The sequence below is a fragment of the Pseudomonas sp. FBCC-B545 genome, assembly GCF_059134095.1.
This window is the reverse complement of sequence record NZ_CP101441.1, coordinates 4,427,088-4,445,269: the sequence shown is the minus strand read 5'-3', so window position 1 is coordinate 4,445,269 and position 18,182 is coordinate 4,427,088. Positions and strand designations below refer to the sequence as shown.

The following is an 18,182-nucleotide window of genomic DNA, read 5'->3' as shown; positions in this document are numbered from 1 at the left end:
TTGACGATGACTAAGATGATCCGCCCGGCCCTGAGCCTGCTGGTGCTCATGAGCCTGATCACTGGTGTGGCCTACCCGCTGGTGGTCACTGGCGTGGCGCAAGTGGCCTCCCCCGACCAGGCCAATGGCAGCCTGGTGCGCGATGCCAGTGGCAAAGTGCGCGGCTCCAGCCTGATCGCCCAGGACTTTACCGGCGACAACTGGTTTCACCCACGCCCGTCAGCGGGGGCTTTTGCGACGGTGTCCAGCAGTGCCAGTAACCTGGGGCCAAGCAACCCGGCCTTGGCGACCCGCATATTCGAGGATGCCAGCAAGCAATCGGTGCCCGGCCAGGGGCCGGTGCCATTGGCTTCGCTGACTACCTCTGGCAGTGGTCTTGATCCACACTTGCCACCACAGGCGATTGCCTATCAACTGGCGCGGGTAGCGGCGGCGCGGAATGTGCCGGTGGCGACGTTGCAGCGGTTGTTGGATGAGCACATCGAAAGCCCGTTGGTAGGGCCGCCGGTGATAAACGTCCTGGCCCTGAACATGGCCCTGGAAAAACTCTGAACCACTGTGGGAGGGGGCTTGCTCCCGATAGCGGTGGTTCAGTCGAAATATCTGTCGCTGATACACCGCTATCGGAAGCAAGCCCCCTCCCACAGTTGATCTTCATTGACCTGAAAATACCTGCCTGAAGGAACCCGTATGAGCGACTCCGGCCGCGCCGACGCCCTGTTAGCCGATCTGCCCCGTAACGGCCGTGGCCGGCTCAAAGTCTTCCTCGGCGCCGCGCCCGGCGTGGGCAAGACCTACGCCATGCTCCAGGCGGCCCACACCCAGCTGCGCCAAGGCGTAAGCCTGATTGCCGGTGTGGTCGAAACCCACGGCCGCGCCGAGACCGAAGCCTTGCTCAGCGGCCTGCCGCAGCAACCGCTGTTACGCAGCGAGTACCGTGGCGTAATGCTTGAAGAAATGGACCTCGACGGCCTGCTCGCCGCCAAGCCCAAACTGGTGCTGGTGGACGAACTGGCCCACAGCAATGCCCCCGGCAGCCGTCATGAAAAGCGCTGGCAAGACATTCAGGAACTGCTCGCCGCCGGCATCAACGTGTTCACTACGGTCAACGTCCAGCACCTGGAAAGCCTCAATGACCAGGTGCGTGGCATCACCGGCGTGCAAGTACGTGAAACCCTGCCTGACTGGGTGCTGCAAGAGGCTGACGAACTGCTGCTGATCGACCTGCCATCCCGCGAGTTGCTGGAGCGCCTGCGTGACGGCAAGGTGTACGTACCGGAGCAGGCGCGCGCGGCCATCGATGCGTTTTTTACCCAGACCAACCTCATGGCCCTGCGCGAGCTGGCCATGCAAACCGCCGCCGCCCACGTCGATGACGACCTGGCCCAGGGCTACCGTCAACTTGGCCAGGCCGCGCCGGCAGTCCGCGGGCGTTTGCTGGTCGGTGTAGATGGCGATGCACAAGCCGAACGCCTGGTGCGTCATGCCAGCCGGGTGGCCCAGCGTCGGCATTTGCCCTGGAGTCTGGTGCATGTCGATAACGGCCGGGCGCGGGACGAGCAATCGCGCCTGCGCCTGCAGAACGCCCAGCAACTGGCGGAGCGGTTGGGCGGGGAAGTGGTATTGCTGCGTGCCGGGGAAGTGGCCAAGACGCTGATTCAGCATGCTGCCGAACGCCGCGCCAGCTTGTTGCTGGTGGGGCAGTCGCGCATGCGCTGGCGGCGGCGCTTGTTCGGTGGCGGTTTGGCGGCGCGCCTGTTGCGCAATGCCCGAGGCTTGGAAATCAACGTCCTCGACAGCGATGACATGCCTGCACCACCGCGCCTGCCGGATGTACGCGGGTTGGTGTGGTTCGATTACGCCTCGGCCGTGGTTGCCACGGTGGTCGCTACTGCCGTGGCCTGGGCCGTATCCAGCCTACTACCGCTGCCGAATATCTCACTGGTGTTTCTCGCTGCCGTGCTGCTGGTGGCGGTGCGCAGCAGCCTGGGGCCGTCCCTGGTGTGCGCGGCACTGTCGTTCATGACTTACGACTTTCTGTTTATCCCGCCAAACTTTTCCTTCGCCATCCAGCGCGAAGAGGATGTGCTGACCCTGTTGTTCTTCCTGCTGATGGCGGCCTTGACCGGTAACCTTGCGGCACGTCAGCGGCGCCAGTTGCAGGCGTTGCGCGATACTCAGGAGGAAACCAGCGAGCTGCTCGACCTGTCGCGCAAGCTCACCGCCGCCACCGATCGCCAGGCGGTGATCAGTGCCGCTGCCCATCATCTGCAAGGCTGGAGCGATCTCGACCTGTGCCTGGTCAATCGCGACGGCCAAGGCGGCTGGAAGGTCGAGACCGGCGGCCCGTTGACCCTCACCGAAGCCGAGCGCGCTGCCGCCGATTGGGCCTGGCAGCATGACCAGCCCGCGGGCATGGGCACCGGCACCTTGCCGTTTGGGCGTTGGTGGTGGTGGCCGCTGTCGGGTGAAGAGGGGCCGTTGGGCTTGCTCGGTGTCAGTGCCAAACCGGGCCTGGAGTTGAGCGGTCAGCGTCGGCGTTTGCTTACCGCATTGAGCCAGCCGCTGGCCCAGGCGCTGGCGCGGGCGCAGTTGGGGCAGGAGTTGGAATCGGCGCGCCTGCACGGGGAAACCGAACAACTGCGCAGCGCTTTGCTTGCTTCGGTGTCCCATGATTTGCGCACGCCGTTAACCTCCATGCGCGGCAGCATCGACAGCCTGCTGGCCCTCGGTGAGGCCATTCCCCTGGAGGATCGCCGCGAGTTGCTCGAGGGTACCCGTGACGAAGCCGAGCGTCTGGACCGTTATATCCAGAACCTGCTGGACATGACGCGCCTGGGCCACGGTGCGCTGAAGCTGGCGCGCGATTGGGTGTCGCCCGGCGATATTGTCGGCAGCGCCCTCGCACGCCTGCGCGCGGTGCTGGCACCCTTGCAGGTGCATACCGATGTGCCGCCGGAACTGCCGTTGTTGTATGTGCATGCAGCGTTGATCGAACAGGCATTGGTCAATGTGCTGGAGAACGCCGCACGTTTTTCGCCACCCCAAGGCCGCTTGCAGTTGAGCGCGGGCGTGGCCGACCACCAGCTGTTTTTTGCCGTTGCCGATGAGGGCCCGGGGATTCCCGAGGATGAGCGTACGAAGATCTTCGACATGTTCTACACCGCTGCCCGCGGCGACCGGGGCGGGCAGGGCACCGGCCTCGGCCTGGCGATCTGCCAGGGCATGGTCGGCGCGCATGGCGGGCATATCAGCGTGGCCGATGGCATTGAAGGGCGGGGTACCTGCATTACCCTGTTTCTGCCATTGCCGACACAGCCTGCCCTGGAATAAACCTTGTAGGAGCGAGCTTGCTCGCGAAGGTCGTTAACGATAATGATGGCGTCCTGAGTTTACGCGGTGCCTATGGGTTTTTCGCGAGCAAGCTCGCTCCTACAGAGGGGTGATTTTTTAACGGATTTTGACGGACACCATGAGCCAGACCGCGACGATTCTCGTCATTGATGACGAACCGCAGATCCGCAAATTCCTGCGTATCAGCCTGGCCTCCCAGGGCTATAAGGTGATCGAGGCCGGCACTGGCAGCGAAGGCCTGGCCCAGGCGGCCCTGGGCAAACCGGACTTGCTGGTGCTCGACCTGGGCTTGCCAGACATGGACGGCCAGCAAGTGCTGCGCGAGTTTCGCGAGTGGTCGACAGTGCCGGTGCTGGTGCTGTCGGTACGCGCCAGCGAAGGTCAGAAGGTCGAGGCCCTTGACGGTGGCGCCAATGACTATGTGACCAAGCCCTTCGGCATCCAGGAATTTCTCGCCCGTGTGCGTGCGTTGTTGCGCCAGGCGCCGGCGGGAGATGCCCAGGAAGCCGCCTTGAATTTTGGCCCGCTGACGGTGGACCTGGCCTATCGCCGCGTGCTGCTGGACGGTGCCGAAGTGGCGCTGACCCGCAAGGAATATGCGGTGCTCGCGCAACTGGCACGTCATCCTGGGCGAGTGATTACCCAACAGCAGTTGCTCAAGGACATCTGGGGGCCGACCCATACCGAGGACAGCCACTACCTGCGTATCGTGGTGGGGCACCTGCGCCAGAAACTCGCGGATGACCCGACCCAGCCACGGTTTATCGTGACTGAGGCGGGGGTGGGGTATCGACTGCTGGGTACTTGAGTTCACCGCTGCCTGAACAGGCCTCATCGGGGGCAAGTCGAATCGTCGCACCGCCCCTCCCACATTTCGATCTGTGAATACATTCAAAGTGTGGGAGGGGCTTGCCCCCGATGAGGCCATCAACAACACCCAGAATTTCAGGGCTGCTCACTCTCATACCGATCCAGCGTATCCCTGGCAATCTCCCGCCCCAGGGCGATCAGCTCCGGCGCCTTGTAGAACTCGAAAAATCGACACACCCGCTTCGGCACGTTGATCAGGATATCGGGCGGATACCCGGCGATCTTGTATTGCGCCAATGACGTCTGCATCACCTCGAAACTCTGGTTGATCAGGTCCAGCAGCGACGCAGGCCCGACGTTATCGATGATGAACGAACCCGTCGCCGACTTCGGTGCGCCGGCTTTCTCCGGCGCGGCGGCGGGTTGCTGGGATTCGGGTTCGGCTGACTCCAACCATGGGTTGATCTCCGCTGCCTGGGCCTGCAAGGCCTCCTGCTCGAGCTTCATCAACTGCTCGGCCTGCTTGCGGCGAAACGGCAGGTGCGAACCCAGCGATTGCGCCAGGCTGTTGAAGCGGCTCTTGAACGCTGGCGGACGTGGGATCACCGGTAGCTGGTAATGCTTCTGGTTGGTGGCATTGAGGTTGACCGCGATGATCAAGTCGCAGTGGCTCGACACCACCGGCACGATGGGCAACGGGTTGAGCAGGCCACCGTCCACCAGCATGCGGTTGCCTTGCATCACCGGGGTGAACAGGCTGGGGATCGCTGCCGATGCGCGCATGGCCTGGTGCAGGCAGCCCTCCTGGAACCAGATTTCCTGCTGGTTGGTAAGGTCGGTGGCAACGGCGGTGTAGGGGATGCGCAGTTCTTCGATATTGATCTCGCCGACGATTTTGCGGATTTGCCCGAATACCTTCTCACCGCGTATTGCGCCCAGGCGAAAGCTCACATCCACCAGGCGCAGCACGTCGAGGTAGTCCAGGCTTTCGATCCAGTTGCGGTACTCGTCGAGCTTGCCGGCGGCGTAGATTCCACCTACCACGGCGCCCATGGAACAGCCGGCGATACAGGCGATGTCATAGCCGCGTCGTTCGATTTCTTCGATCACCCCGATATGGGCGTAGCCCCTGGCTCCCCCGGAGCCCAGCACTAAGGCAACACGTTTTTTCATGACCAGATCCTTCGAAAACAGGTGCCCACAATGCACCCATCGGGGGGGCGCCTTCAATCTTCGGTTGGGCCTGCGATATTTTTCGAGGATAACCCTTGTGCTCGGGTATGCTCTGGCAATAGGTACTACCGATTTCAGGCTAGGGACAAGGCACTTTTTCCTGTGGGCAACGTCTACAGGCTACGAATGATTTTGCTTATTTTGAGGTGTCATCAATGAAAGCCTGGATGTGTGTGCCTGTGATCGTGCTGGCTTTGGCCGGTTGTGCCGGCAAAACTGCCTACCGCGACAGCTGCGGCTCGCAATTGGACGCCGCCTGGAAAGAACTCGACCTGGCCAAGGCTGAAGGTTTCGCCGGCACCGTCAGTTATTCCAAGGCCCTGTCGCTGTTGACCGGCGCCAAGACCCAGCAGCAATTCGAAGCGTTTGAAGGCTGCTCCAACAAAGCCGAAAAGGCGCGGTTCTATATTCGAGAGTCTCGCGCCGGGCGTTGACCTGTAGCGAGTAGGATTATTCATCGCAAAGTGAGGGCAGGATGTCAGCCTTGGTCAATCAGTTAGTCGCTCAGGTCATTGGCTTGGAAGTAGGGTTACTGAGCTGCCAGGCTCGCCTCGCCGCCGTCACCGACGATGAAGCCCTGCATGATTTGCGCACCACCGTGCGCCGCCTGCGCAGCCTGTTGCGTCCGTTGCGCGGCCTGCCAGGTGTCGAGCAACTCGAGTTGGCCGCCAAGACGGTGGGTCAACTGACCACGCCGCTACGCGACCGAGAGGTCCTGGCGGCGTATTTGCATCAGCACGGATATCACGACGCGGCTGATCGGCGCCTGCGCCTGCAACCTGAGACCTATCGCCAGGTGGCGCAGAGCCCGGAGCTGGCGCATCTGTTGCTGATTCTGGATGCCTTCCCCCGATTTATCCGCGCGGCCCAGCACCAGAAACTGCTCAAGGGCCTGCGCCCGCGCATCGAGAAGCGCCTGGCCAAGCAATGGCAGAAACTCGATGAAGCGCTGAAGGATCCCGAGCATGATCGCCATCGCCTGCGGTTGCTGATCAAGCGCGTGCGTTACGCCGCCGAGGCGTATCCCGAGTTGGACAAGTTGCCCGCCAACGCCATGTCGCGGTTGAAGAAGGCCCAGGGTGCACTGGGTGACTGGCATGACTGCTGGCAATGGCTGGCCCAGGCCGGGCACCAGCCGGACTTGCAACCCTGTGTAGCGGTGTGGCAGCGCACCATGCTCAAGGCGCAAGATCGCGCTGATCGTGTGCTGGACAAACTCAGCGCTGATTGTTTTTGAAGTGGTCCGGTTTTTGGCCGGAATAGGCGCTGTGCCTGCCGGATTCGATGGTTAAGATCCCTCCATCGATTTACTTGATGTGAGGTCGCCATGCGCTTTACTGATTTGCTCGATGCTGCCCGTAGCAACCCGCTGGATGTCACCATCCCGGCCGAATGGGCCCAGGGCCGTGCCACCTTTGGCGGCCTGGTCGCCGCCCTGCAATATGAGGCCTTGCGCGCCCAAGTGCCGGCGGATCGCCCCCTGCGCTCCCTGGCCATCACCTTTGTCGGCCCGGTAGCGCCGGATGTGCCCGCCAGTTATCAAGTCGAAGTGTTGCGCGAAGGCAAGGCCGTCAGCCAGTTGCTCGGCCGCGTGGTGCAGAACGGCGAAGTGGCGACCCTGGTCCAGGCTAGCTTTGGCGCGTCTCGAGCGTCGGAAATTGACGTGGCGAGCGAAGCGCCGCCGGTATTCAAACATTGGGATGAGTGTCAGGAGTTGCCCTACATTAAGGGCGTCACCCCCGAATTCATGCGCCATCTGGCGATGCGCTGGAGTGTCGGCGGCCTGCCGTTCACCGGTAACAAATCCCGCGACATGGGCGGTTGGGTGCGGTTGCGCGGGGATGTGAAAGAAGAGCCACTGACCGAGGCGCACATCCTCGCCCTGGTCGACGCCTGGCCGCCGGCCCTGCTGCCACACCTGAAAAAGCCTGCGCCAGGCAGCACCCTGACCTGGACCATCGAGTTCATCCAGCCGCTGCAAGACCTGACCACCCTCGATTGGTGCCAATACCACGTCAACATAGAACATGCCCGCGACGGCTACGGCCATGCGGCCGCTGCGCTGTGGAGCCCGACCGGCGAGTTGATCGCCCTCAGTCGCCAGACCGTGGTGGTATTCGCCTGAGCCTCAGTGCCGGTGGCGCTGCCGCCAGGCGCGCCACCAGCCACCGCTCAACACAAAGCGCGGGAAGGTCACGAACTGCTCGACCACCAGGCGTTGCACCGCATCTTTACGGTCGCTGAACGGCTCACTGGCCTGGGCTTCCAGGCTGTGGCCGTGACGCTGCAACGCCAGGCCCGCCACGATGCCGACCACACCGATAGCCAAGCTGGCCAAGCTCAGGCTGAACACCCCTGAAACGATCAGCAGGAAACCGACGATAAACAGCGGCACGGCAATCAGGTGCAACGCCAGGTTGGTCGGGTGCTGATGGTTTTGTGGGTAATGACGCCATTGCCAGGCGGGGAGATTGGGGTGACGTTTGCCCATGATGGTGAATCCTCTGTCCGTTGAAACAACTTGGAAGGAGTGTAGGCTGGGCTGGATAGTGGAGCGAATTAGCCTTTGCTATCGCCCTCATAGTTGCGGTCCCGTAAATAAACTCATCATTTTTATAGGTTATCGTCTGACCAGTTGACATCTCCTGGTTCAGGGCAATTTATATAGACTGACGGTCCAGATAGGGATAGCCATTTAGCCTTGAATTCAACAAGTGCATTTTTCGATTTTGCTGTGAAAAAGAAGTGCTCGCTCGCTTTCATTATTTCTATGGTGAAAATTTCCCTGAGAGGAAGGTTTGTTATTTTTAAGTCGGTGATGTTGGAACAAGACAATCCAATTCTGCATGTGTTGTATCCTTTGTCTTTCCATTTTTCCGGCAGCCGGTCAGGAAAATCTGGTATGTCAAAGCCGATACCAAAATCATTCTGATCATTTTCTATATTTAACGAGTGGATGTAGGCTTTTCCGATTTCAATAGGCTGACTGAACACTTTGTTGAAAAAGATAGAGCCATCAAGGTCATTCCAGTTTTTCATTTTTTATCCTTGAACAAATAATGGTCTTTTGCTCCTGGTACTTTACCAGTTCGAGGTGTATCAATAGGGCGCAAATTAAAGTGAGGTCCTTGGTCTCCTGCCCCGTTTTCACCCCCGAATTTATGCCCCGCCGAATGATCTTGGATTAATACTACAGAACCGTCTGCTCTCGTGTATTGATATACCCTGGTATTGATAGGTTTTCCTGAGCTGTTTAAAATGTTCCGGCCATTTATATCTGACATTTTTACTATGCCATATTGCTTGGAAAGCCCGGAGTTCGAATCTATTAGAACATCAGGCTGTTGGGATATTGGTATGTTGGCATCTCTTTTAGCTTCCCTAAATGCTCCTGTACGAGAGATATTCGGGACATTGGGTTCAGTGCGTTTCGCGCAGGTTTGGTTGTTCTTTCCTTGACCAGGGCAATTAGCGTTCAGCCCCAACGGATCCACCCACCCCGTGGGATTGGGCACATACCGGTATCCGTTGACTCCACCCGCCAACTTCACCGGATCCGGCGTCAGGTAGCGACCAATATCCGGATTGTAGTAGCGATGGCGGTTGTAGTGCAGTCCGCTTTCCTGATCGAAGTACTGCCCCTGAAAACGCAGTGGATTGTCGATCTTGCCTACGTCGAGCCGGGCGATCTGGCCGTAGGCTCGATAGTGGGCGGACCAGACGATTTCGCCTTCGGGCGTGGTGAGTTCCTGCGGCGTGCCAAGGTGGTCGAGCTGGTAGTGGTAGGGGGTTGTGGCTTGTGGTCCGAAGCCTTCCAGCAGTGCCAGTGGACGGAAGCTGCCGGGCTCGTAGATGTAGCTGCGATGACAGTCCCCATGGTGCTCGGCAATCAACTTGTCGCCTTGCCAGAAAAACTCAGTGGTCTTGCCCTCCACGGTCTTGCTGATGCGCCGCCCAAACGGGTCATAGCGGTAACTGGCGGTTTCGCCGTTCGGCTTTTTGATCTCGATCAGCCGATGCTGGCAGTCGTAGCGGTATTCAGTGACGAGTTGCTGGCCTTTGCCGCGCCGCTCGCGGATGAGGTTGCCGAAGGCGTCGTAGTCGTAGTGGCGGTCGCCCTGGATCACCAGGCGGTTCGCCGCGACGATGTCCGGCCCCGGACGGTCTTGCATGAGCAGGTTGCCCGCCGGGTTGTGGGCGAAGCGTTCCTGCACGTCTTGGGAATGGTCGGCGCGGGTCAGGCGGGCGAGGGGGTCGTAGTGGTAGCGGTGTTCGCCTTTGCGGGTGTCGAGCAGGCGGGTGAGGTTGCCGCTTTTGTCGTAGTCGTATTGGCGCTGGTAGCGGTGGTTTTGTTGTTGGGTGATGGCGTGGGCGTGCAGGCGGTGCTGGTCGTCGTAGTGGTAGTGGCTGAGCAGCTGGCCTTGTTGGCGTTGGTGTTCACGACCGGCACGGAAGAGGTGTGAGGTGAGCACTTCGCCGTTGAGCTCGACGGTGGCGAGGTGACCGCCTTTGTCGTGGTTGAAGGTGAGGCGGTTATTGTCCGGCAGGCGCAGGTTTTGTAGCTGGCCGCAGGCGTCGTAGCCGTAGCGCAAGGTGCCCCAGCCTTGGTGCTCGGCGACGAGGCGGTTTTGCTGGTCGTATTCGTAGGCCAGGGCCCAGTGGCCGTCTTCGACGCTGAGGAGGTTGCCTTGGCGGTCGTAGGCATAATCGACCACGCTGCCATCGGGCAGAGCTTTTCGGACAAGACGCCCGGCGTGGTCGCGCTCGTAGCGGGTAATGAGCTGACTGCCGTCGTCGCCGTATTCGGTCTTTTCCTGCAGGTTGCCGTTGAGGTCGTAGGCGTAGGCGGTGCGCTGGCCGTCGAAGCCGGTTTCCTGCTGGAGCAGGCCGTTGGGGTGATAGGTGAGCTGGTAGGTTTCGCCGACTTCGTTTTCGATTTCGGTGAGCAGTAAGCGAACGTTGTCGTAGCGATACTTGACCTGGGTGCCGTCGGCATTGATGCGGCGGCTGATCAGGTGCAGGCCGTCGGCGTATTCGTAGTGGGTGACGTGGCCGAGTTCATCGCGTTCGGCGATGATTTTGCCGTAGGGGTTGTAGCTGAATTCTCGTGTGGCGCCGCCTGGCAAGACGAGGCGAATCAACCTACCGACGCTGTCCCATTCATAAACGGTCTGCGCGCCGTGTTCATCCTCACAGCCAATCTGGCGCCCTAAATCGTCATAGCGATAGCGCTTGATCCCGCCATTGGGCAATTGCTCCTCAAGCAACTGCCCACGTTCGTTCCACACCAGCCGATGGCAACTGTGATCCGGGTACCAAACCCCAGTCAGTTGCCCGTATTTGTTGTAGCTGTAGTCAGTCGAATTACCATCCGGATCAGTTTTGCGGATGACATCGCCTTGCTCATTACGCTCGTATTTCCAGACCGCTTCACCACGCCTTACAACCCGTACGAAGCCGTTGTCATGTTCGTAGGAGGTCGGCTCATCATTCCCCGGAAACAACCCCACCAAGCGTCCGGCTTCGTCGTACTGATACGCCGTCACCGCGCCCAACGGATCCTGTTCGACGGTCAGCCGCCCCTCGGCATCGTAGGATTTAAAATGCTGCGCGCCGTCCGGATCGATGCGCTGTACCAAGCGCGCCCGATCATCGTGGACATAAACTTCCTGGCTACCATCAGCGTTAAGCACCGTGACACGGCCGTCATCCCCCCAGGCATAACGCGTGTCCATCTGCAAAAAACTCGCCCAATGCCGGACACAGCGTGCCGCCTTGCCGGCGCCTTCCCACGCCCAAAAGAAACTCGCCCCACCGGCCAACTGCCGCTCGACAATGACGTGCTGCTCGTCGTACCGATAACGTTCGCTTTCACCGACGGCATTGGTCGCGCAAACCAGTCGTCCGTCTTCGTCATAGTCGTAGGAAACAACGTTCTGCTCGGTCTCCCAGACGTAGGGCTCGCGCCCTGTGGCGCGATGCACCTGGTAGTCCACTGCGACGATGCGGTCCAGCTCATAGCGCAACAGCAGCGAGCGACCAGAACCGTTATCCAGCCGCTCAATCCGCCCGGAAGGATCACGGCAAATGCGCAGCCGGTTGTCATACGCATCGCTGATCGAGACCAGCACACCGTCGCGAAAGTGATAGAACCGCGACGCCTGGGCCAGTACTAACTCATCAGGAGCCGAGCCCAAGTAGATCGCCGCTTCCGCCAGGCTATTGGTGATCGCGGGTCGGGCAGATGTGGGCAAGGGCAGGGTGGTCGAGCGGTTCTCATGATCAGTCCACACCACCGAATCGCCCGACACACAAAGCCTGTGCGCCAGCGCATGACTCCAGCCAAACCCCAAACCGCAATCCACATCCACCGCACTGGTGCGATACAGCCGCGCCCACTCAAACGGCAAGATCCCGTCCAGCGCACCATCGGTAAGGGTAAGCAATTCCTCCCCGGTGACCATCGACACCGGGCAGCCGTTGGTGACCGTCTTGTCCGCTGGCGCCGCCGCATCTCCCTTCGGATTGGAAGCCACGGCAGGCGCATCATCCACATGCTCCTGCCGGACCAATACCGTCTGCCGAGTCTTGTTGCGAACCACCGGCACCGAGTTCGAAACCAGCGTGTCGCCGGCCTTCAACGGCACCACCGGCACGGCCTTGACCGGTGTCGCCGAACTGCTAAGCAACACAGGCTTGGCGGCCTCAACATGCGTGTCCAACCGCGGCCCCGCCACCTGCTTGGCCAGCAACTCCAACAGCGCCCGCACCCGCCCGGACTTGACGCCACTCAGCACCTGCGCACCCAGCCGCAGCTGTACGCCAATACCCCGCGTCGCCCAGATCAGCAGCAAATTGATCAACACTTCGCCGGTGATTTCACCCAGCAGCTCGTACATTTCGGGCGGCGGCAGCATCCGTATCCAGGCCACCACCGCTGCCACGTAGATAAACAACAGCGGCTCATCGCTGAGCACCAGCAATCCCTTGGCCAACGTGTCTTTGCCCAGCGCGAGCAGCGCATCCAGCTCGGCCTGGGAGAGGTACTTCAGCAACTTTTCGCTGTTGGATTTGAGGTTCGCGAGCAGGTCATACAGCTCGGTGATGTTGTCCCACAGGTTGTAGAGCGCCTTGCCGAGCCCGGTAGCAAAGGCCATGCCCTGCATACCACTGCGTTGATAGGCTGGCGCTTTGACAAAGTCGGCCCATTGAAGCTGGAAATGCTCGTCCCACTGTTTACGCAGATCAGCTTCCAACCCGGCAATCACTGACGTGTAGGAGGCATACAGCGCCTTGACGTGATCCTTGGAGACATTGGGGTAAAAGGTAATTTGGTATTGCTGGTCGCGGGTACAGTCGTTGACTTCGAGGATGCCGCTGGGGCCGATGGTCCGATGAAGCGGCGCGCCGACTGGGCTGCCATCTCGAGCCAGGGCTTGCAGTTCCACTTGGGTGTTGCCGATGGGTACAAACCGGGTACTTTCAAACAGATGCACCAGGGTCAACCCACCCTGGGCTTTACATTGAGCGACGGTACGGCTGGGTTTATCGGAAGAAGCCGGCGCGACCAGTGCGACTTCTTCCCCAACCTTGAACACCTGCTCCACGGCAAGTGCCGAACCACTCAACAGGCTCTCGGCCCATGCGTCGAACGTGTTTAGGCAGGTACGAAAATCCGCTAAAACGCGAGTGACATCCGGCGCCTTGGGATCCATGGGGGCCAGCACAAAGCCAGCGATCACCGGAATCAAGAGCCAGCCCCGTCAACCAGAGCTCTACCGAAAAAAACCATCTGCAATCCCTCGCACTGTTTGATCAGGCGAGGGACTTTGCAGGGGTTCTTAGGTAAAAGAAGTCGGCGTTATTCGCGGGGGTGGCGAGGAAGTTTCGCCTTAACTTCAGGTAAACCGAGACTTGGCGGTAGGAATCGGATTACAGGTGAAAAAGGCTTACAGCTTCAGTTGCCCAATCGCCTTGCTCAACTCCCCAGCCAATGTCGCCAGTTCGTTGCTGGTAGTCGCCGACGCCACGGTCTGCTGGACGGTGTTTTCGGTCACATCGCGAATGCTTACCACGGCGCGGTTCATCTCTTCGGCGACGTGGCTTTGCTGCTCGGCGGCCACGGCAATCTGGGTGTTGCTCTCGCGCATCTGTGCCACGGCACCGGTGATTTCAGCCAGTGCGGCGCCGGCTTCCAGGGCTTGTTGCACACAGTCGTCAGCCTTGAATGAGCTTTCCTGCATGAAGTCCACCGCATCGCGGGTGCCGGCCTGCAGCGCCGAGACCATGCGGGTGATTTCGTCGGTGGAGTTTTGCACGCGCTTGGCCAGGCTACGCACTTCGTCGGCGACCACCGCAAACCCTCGGCCCATGTCCCCGGCGCGGGCGGCTTCGATAGCGGCGTTGAGGGCGAGCAGGTTGGTCTGTTCGGCGATGCTGTGGATCACCCCGACCACGCCGTTGATTTTCTGGCTGTCTTCGGCGAGTTTCTGGATCATCTCGGCGGTTTGTTGCACGCCAGTGGACAGCCCGGCAATTGAACGCTGTACCCGGGTGACCACGTCCTGGCCGCTGCCGGCTAGGGTATCGGCGGTCTGGGACAAGTCGCGGGTGGCGCCAGCGTGCTGGGCGATATGGTGGACAGTGGCGGTCATCTCATTGATGGCGGTGGCGGCCTGGTCGGTTTCGCTCTGCTGGCCGAGCATGCCGTGCTGTACCTCGTTCATGCTGCTGGCCAAGCGGGCGGCGCCGTCATCCAGTTGCCGGGCGGTGCGTGCCACGGTATTGACCACGCGCTGGTAGCCGGCTTGCATGGCGTTGAACGCACTGGCCATCTGGCCGACTTCATCCTTGCAGGCCAACGGCACGCGAGCCGACAGGTCACCGGTTTTTTCAACGTGCAGCATTACGTCCTTGAGGGTGTTGAGTTGGCTGAGCAGGAAACGAATCAACAGCTGCGAGGCTCCGAGCATGGCCAGCATGAGGATGGCCACGGCGACGGCGTAGTTGGCGAAGCGTTCACTGAACACTTGGCTCAGGCTCGGCGCGTAAGCCAGCACGGCGACGTGTTGACCGTCGGCGCGGCTGATCACCTCGGCGCCTATCAGTGGGTTTTTGCCGAACAACGGCATGTGATTGAGCTCGACCCAACCGCTGGCAGTGCTCAAGTCTGACAGATCAAAGTCGGCCAATTGTGGGCTCTGCCCATGGGCATAGGTTAGCCAATGCTCGCCGGTGGGCAGGACTTTGTCGGCTGGCCACGCGCTGAGCAATCGCCCCTGGGCCTGGGCCGATGCCTGGGACGCATGGCTGCGCGCCTGTTGTTCAAGCTGCACGGCGTACAGCACCAACAGCAGAGTGGTAACGAAGGCGACCGCATTGACGGCCCAGAACTTGTACTTGAGCGAGATATTGCTAATCCAGGCACCCATGAAGGTTTTCTCTGATAGCGGAAACAGCATTGGCAAGGTGCCATTATTGTGCCGCTACTCAGGAGATGAGTTTTGACGTGGGTCAATGGGCCGCATCACTCCACGGCAGGCAAGCCGAAAAAGGCGCGGGCGCAAGCGGTGCTATGGGCTGCCAGGTCTTGCATGGTTTCGTTGCGGTGCAGGGCAACCTCGCGCAATACCTCAGGCAAGTACGCCGGTTCATTGCGGCCATTCTTTGGTTTGGGGCGCAGAGTGCGTGGTAGCAGGTACGGAGCGTCGCTTTCCAACATCAGACGGCCGCGGGGAATTTCCCTGACCAGTGGATGCAGGTGCGTCCCACGGCGCTCATCGCAGATCCAGCCGGTAATGCCAATATGCAGGTCGAGGTCTAGGTAACTGAACAGCGCCGCTTGTTCGCCGGTGAAGCAATGCACCACTGCGGCGGGCAGGTGGTCGCGGTAATCCTTGAGGATCTCCAGCAGGCGTTGGTTGGCGTCGCGTTCGTGGAGAAATACCGGCAGTTTCAGCTCGCTGGCCAGGGCCAGGTGTTCTTCTAGAACTTTTTCCTGCTGTGGGCGAGGGGAGAAATCCCGGTTGAAATCCAGCCCGCATTCACCCACCGCCCGCACCCGGCTTTCACCGAGCAAGCCACGCAGGCGTTGGGCGCTGTCGCCATTCCAATCGCTGGCGGAGTGAGGGTGGATACCGGCAGTACTGAACAGGCGTTGGCCGCTTTCATCGAGCTTTACACACAGCTCCAGCGCCTGTTCGCTGCCCTCGATGCTGGTGCCGGTCAGCACCAATTGCTGCACGTCGGCGGCGTAGGCGCGCTCGAGAACGGCCTGGTGCCTCTCGTCGAAACTGGGGTTGGTCAGGTTGACGCCAATATCAATGAGTTGCATGGTGCTATCTCCGCCTGCGGCCGGAAAGCATATCAGAGCTGTAGATTTATAAGAAAAACCAAGAACTACAACGCGTTATCGCTGTCTTTGAACGTCACAAGCGACATTGTGGTTGGGCTGTTGCCCGTCACTGTGCCGCCGTTGCGCGCCTTGCCAGCGCTTAAAGCGCTCTGTTTCTGACCTCCAGCACTTCGTTATTCGCGAAGACGCTGGCCAGTATTCTTTCCGGAGAGCGGATGATCCGACCCTCGGCGTTGCTTGTGTTGTGCCTGACGTTGCTGCTGCCCATGGCGGCGGTCGCGCGTCTGGACGGGCCGCTGGAAGTGACCAAGCCCGGCAAGGTGCGTGACCTGGCGCAAATTCGTTCCAGTCGCACCCTGCGGGTGTTGGTCAACCAGAGCCGCAACAGTTCCGGTGAAGTGCAGGGCCAGTCCATCGGTGTCGAATACCATCGATTGCGCGCCTTCGAGCAATACCTCAACGGCCATGCTCGCGATGGGCAAGAAATCAACCTCAAGATCATCCCCAAGGCCAAGGACCAATTACTCGGCGCGTTGGCCCGTGGCGAAGGCGACTTGGTGGCTCCCGGTGAGTTGCTGGATGTGAAGGCCGTACACAAGATCAGTGCCAGCGAGCCGATTGCCAGTGGCGTGCCGTTGTGGCTGGTCGGCGTCAAGGGAGAGCGACGGTTCACCCGCTTGGAGCAGTTGTCTGGTCGTACACTGACGCTGACCACTGGCAGTGCGGCGGCGGATGCCATCAGCCAGGTCAATCAGAAACTGGCCCTGCACAAGCGCCCGCCCGTGAAGGTGGAATGGGTCGATCCGAGCCTGGCGGTAGAGGATGTGCTGGAGATGGTCCAGGCCGGGATCTTTCACCTGACTATCGTTGAAAAGCCGATTGCCGAGCGCTGGTCGAAAATCCTGCCCAAGTTGCGCTTTGACAAGCAGGTCGTGATCAGCGAACCGGGCGACGAGTTCTGGTTCGTGCGCCAGGACGCGTCGATGCTGCGTGCCAGCATTGATCGGTTTCTCAAGACCTATCGAACGCCTTCCGACCAGGACGTGGCGTTCCAGCGTATCTATCGACGCCTCTATCAGGTGCGCAATCCGCTTGCGCGCGCCGACCGCCAACGCCTGGAAAAACTGCGCCCGGTCCTGCAAAAACATGCGCGTGAGCAAGGCATGGACTGGTTGAACCTGGCGGCACTGGCGTACAAGGAATCGTCCCTGGACCCGGGCGCCCGCAACAGTGGCGGCCCGACCGGCCTGATGCAGATCACACCTTCGGCGGCGCAGCGGGTAGGGGTGAACAATATCGAGAGTCTCGACAGCAACGTGCAGGCCGGGGCGCGTTACCTGGCGATGATCCGCCGCAAGTTTTTCTCCAGCCCCAAGCTCAACGAGCGCGAGCGCATGGCCTTTGTGCTGGCGGCGTACAATATGGGGCCGGAGCGCGTACAGGGCATGCGCACCGAGGCCAAGCGCCGCGGGCTCAACCCCAACCAGTGGTTCTTCCAGGTTGAACGCATTGCCATGGAGCAGGTTGGAATGGGCGGCGTCAGCTATGTTAATAGCGTCAATAAGTATTACTTGGCGTTCGATCGGGAGCGAGAGTCCCTTGAACCGCCAGCGCCGAAAATTGCCTCGCGCAAATAATCGAATTTATTGATATTGATTAGGCAATTTTTCGGCTTTTATCATTGCTTAAACTGATTAATATAGCGGCCAACCAAACCCCTACCTGGAAAAGGATTTATTACATGAGCCCTATGATTACCCGTCTTCTGTCCACCCGCGCCGGTTACGGCCTGACTATTCTGCGCATTTTCGTCGGCATCATTTTTGCCGCCCACGGTTCGCAAAAGCTGTTCGGCTGGTTTGGCGGCGGTGGCCTGGCCGGTACTGCACAGTGGATGGAAAGCATCGGTCTGGCGCCGGGCACCCTGATGGCGGTGTTGTCGGGCGGTACCGAGTTCTTCGCCGGGCTGGCGTTGATCATCGGCTTGCTTGCGCGTCCTGCGGCACTGGGCTTGACCTTCCTGACCCTGGTGGCGATCTTTTCTGTCCACATCCATAACGGTTTATTTATGGCTAACAACGGTTATGAGTTCGCACTGGCCCTGCTCGGCGGCTCGCTGGCTGTGTTGCTGGAAGGCGCCGGTAAGCTCTCGGTCGACCGCGCAATCGCTAACTGATCGCTTCACAAGCTACGGAAAAGGCCCGCATGTGCGGGCCTTTTCGTTGCGCAGGATTCTTGACACTGCCCCACCGGCTTCTCTAGGATGCTGCTCATGCGCCGATTTAAACAGCTAATTGCGGGGCGCCACTGGGACTCAATGCAGCCCGACAGAAGTATGATTCCTTATATAGGGAACACTTCGAAATACCGCTAAAGCGCTGGTTCGGTGTTGCCTCTCACCTGCCCGCAGACTTTTGAGGCAGAGACACGA

General features: G+C 60.2%; 14 protein-coding genes. 8 read left to right on the top strand and 6 right to left on the bottom strand.

The window, feature by feature from the left end; all coding sequences use genetic code 11:
• The first annotated feature begins 6 nt into the window (after positions 1 to 6).
• From kdpC to NMB39_RS20535, 3 genes are all read left to right on the top strand, one after another.
• Positions 7 to 552, top strand: a complete 546-nt coding sequence (gene kdpC, locus NMB39_RS20545; RefSeq protein WP_494340153.1) for a potassium-transporting ATPase subunit KdpC — start codon at positions 7 to 9, stop codon at positions 550 to 552.
• A 138-nt stretch (positions 553 to 690) separates the two neighbouring features.
• Complete coding sequence (locus NMB39_RS20540) at positions 691 to 3,333, top strand: DUF4118 domain-containing protein (protein ID WP_494340154.1); 2,643 nt, start codon at positions 691 to 693, stop codon at positions 3,331 to 3,333.
• 139 nt (positions 3,334 to 3,472) lie between these two features.
• On the top strand, positions 3,473 to 4,162 hold the full coding sequence (locus NMB39_RS20535) for a response regulator (RefSeq protein WP_306957459.1): 690 nt from the start codon (positions 3,473 to 3,475) through the stop codon (positions 4,160 to 4,162).
• Positions 4,163 to 4,299: 137 nt separating this feature from the next.
• Here NMB39_RS20535 and NMB39_RS20530 read toward each other — a convergent pair whose 3' ends face one another.
• On the bottom strand, positions 4,300 to 5,337 hold the full coding sequence (locus NMB39_RS20530) for a patatin-like phospholipase family protein (protein ID WP_057022161.1): 1,038 nt from the start codon (positions 5,335 to 5,337) through the stop codon (positions 4,300 to 4,302).
• Between the two features lie 215 nt (positions 5,338 to 5,552).
• Here NMB39_RS20530 and NMB39_RS20525 point away from each other — a divergent pair, with 215 nt between their 5' ends.
• The 3 genes from NMB39_RS20525 (at position 5,553) to NMB39_RS20515 (ending at position 7,522) form a co-directional block, all read left to right on the top strand.
• A complete protein-coding gene (locus NMB39_RS20525) occupies positions 5,553 to 5,831 on the top strand; it encodes a hypothetical protein (RefSeq protein WP_012722962.1) in 279 nt (92 codons plus the stop codon).
• A 41-nt stretch (positions 5,832 to 5,872) separates the two neighbouring features.
• Positions 5,873 to 6,634 (top strand): CHAD domain-containing protein, encoded by a 762-nt coding sequence (locus NMB39_RS20520; protein ID WP_464006253.1) that lies wholly within the window; start codon positions 5,873 to 5,875, stop codon positions 6,632 to 6,634.
• 90 nt (positions 6,635 to 6,724) lie between these two features.
• Positions 6,725 to 7,522 (top strand): acyl-CoA thioesterase, encoded by a 798-nt coding sequence (locus tag NMB39_RS20515; RefSeq protein WP_494340155.1) that lies wholly within the window; start codon positions 6,725 to 6,727, stop codon positions 7,520 to 7,522.
• 3 nt (positions 7,523 to 7,525) lie between these two features.
• Here NMB39_RS20515 and NMB39_RS20510 read toward each other — a convergent pair whose 3' ends face one another.
• The 5 genes from NMB39_RS20510 to NMB39_RS20490 form a co-directional block, all read right to left on the bottom strand.
• Positions 7,526 to 7,888 (bottom strand): DUF962 domain-containing protein, encoded by a 363-nt coding sequence (locus NMB39_RS20510; protein WP_367236631.1) that lies wholly within the window; start codon positions 7,886 to 7,888, stop codon positions 7,526 to 7,528.
• 122 nt (positions 7,889 to 8,010) lie between these two features.
• Complete coding sequence (locus tag NMB39_RS20505; RefSeq protein WP_057022164.1) at positions 8,011 to 8,436, bottom strand: Imm50 family immunity protein; 426 nt, start codon at positions 8,434 to 8,436, stop codon at positions 8,011 to 8,013.
• On the bottom strand, positions 8,433 to 13,148 hold the full coding sequence (locus NMB39_RS20500) for an RHS repeat-associated core domain-containing protein (RefSeq protein ID WP_494340156.1): 4,716 nt from the start codon (positions 13,146 to 13,148) through the stop codon (positions 8,433 to 8,435). Before NMB39_RS20500 ends, NMB39_RS20505 begins: the two co-directional genes overlap by 4 nt.
• Positions 13,149 to 13,346: 198 nt before the next feature.
• Positions 13,347 to 14,828, bottom strand: coding sequence for a methyl-accepting chemotaxis protein (locus NMB39_RS20495; RefSeq protein WP_057022241.1), 1,482 nt, complete (start codon positions 14,826 to 14,828; stop codon positions 13,347 to 13,349).
• 95 nt (positions 14,829 to 14,923) lie between these two features.
• Complete coding sequence (locus NMB39_RS20490) at positions 14,924 to 15,730, bottom strand: TatD family hydrolase (RefSeq protein WP_306957465.1); 807 nt, start codon at positions 15,728 to 15,730, stop codon at positions 14,924 to 14,926.
• Between the two features lie 236 nt (positions 15,731 to 15,966).
• On the opposite strand from NMB39_RS20490, the gene NMB39_RS20485 reads away from it, so the two are divergent.
• The gene (locus NMB39_RS20485; RefSeq protein WP_057022167.1) at positions 15,967 to 17,388 is read left to right on the top strand and encodes an MltF family protein; all 1,422 of its coding nucleotides are present in this window, start codon (positions 15,967 to 15,969) and stop codon (positions 17,386 to 17,388) included.
• Between the two features lie 104 nt (positions 17,389 to 17,492).
• Positions 17,493 to 17,927 (top strand): DoxX family protein, encoded by a 435-nt coding sequence (locus NMB39_RS20480; protein WP_057022168.1) that lies wholly within the window; start codon positions 17,493 to 17,495, stop codon positions 17,925 to 17,927.
• The last annotated feature ends 255 nt before the right edge of the window (positions 17,928 to 18,182 follow it).

What these genes read in the sequence shown, in the direction of transcription:
- kdpC (WP_494340153.1), top strand. Translation starts at nt 7, where the DNA reads ATGACTAAGATGATCCGCCCGGCCCTGAGCCTGCTGGTGCTCATGAGC.
- NMB39_RS20540 (WP_494340154.1), top strand. Translation starts at nt 691, where the DNA reads ATGAGCGACTCCGGCCGCGCCGACGCCCTGTTAGCCGATCTGCCCCGT.
- NMB39_RS20535 (WP_306957459.1), top strand. Translation starts at nt 3,473, where the DNA reads ATGAGCCAGACCGCGACGATTCTCGTCATTGATGACGAACCGCAGATC.
- NMB39_RS20530 (WP_057022161.1), bottom strand. Translation starts at nt 5,337, where the DNA reads ATGAAAAAACGTGTTGCCTTAGTGCTGGGCTCCGGGGGAGCCAGGGGC.
- NMB39_RS20525 (WP_012722962.1), top strand. Translation starts at nt 5,553, where the DNA reads ATGAAAGCCTGGATGTGTGTGCCTGTGATCGTGCTGGCTTTGGCCGGT.
- NMB39_RS20520 (WP_464006253.1), top strand. Translation starts at nt 5,873, where the DNA reads ATGTCAGCCTTGGTCAATCAGTTAGTCGCTCAGGTCATTGGCTTGGAA.
- NMB39_RS20515 (WP_494340155.1), top strand. Translation starts at nt 6,725, where the DNA reads ATGCGCTTTACTGATTTGCTCGATGCTGCCCGTAGCAACCCGCTGGAT.
- NMB39_RS20510 (WP_367236631.1), bottom strand. Translation starts at nt 7,888, where the DNA reads ATGGGCAAACGTCACCCCAATCTCCCCGCCTGGCAATGGCGTCATTAC.
- NMB39_RS20505 (WP_057022164.1), bottom strand. Translation starts at nt 8,436, where the DNA reads ATGAAAAACTGGAATGACCTTGATGGCTCTATCTTTTTCAACAAAGTG.
- NMB39_RS20495 (WP_057022241.1), bottom strand. Translation starts at nt 14,828, where the DNA reads ATGGGTGCCTGGATTAGCAATATCTCGCTCAAGTACAAGTTCTGGGCC.
- NMB39_RS20490 (WP_306957465.1), bottom strand. Translation starts at nt 15,730, where the DNA reads ATGCAACTCATTGATATTGGCGTCAACCTGACCAACCCCAGTTTCGAC.
- NMB39_RS20485 (WP_057022167.1), top strand. Translation starts at nt 15,967, where the DNA reads ATGATCCGACCCTCGGCGTTGCTTGTGTTGTGCCTGACGTTGCTGCTG.
- NMB39_RS20480 (WP_057022168.1), top strand. Translation starts at nt 17,493, where the DNA reads ATGAGCCCTATGATTACCCGTCTTCTGTCCACCCGCGCCGGTTACGGC.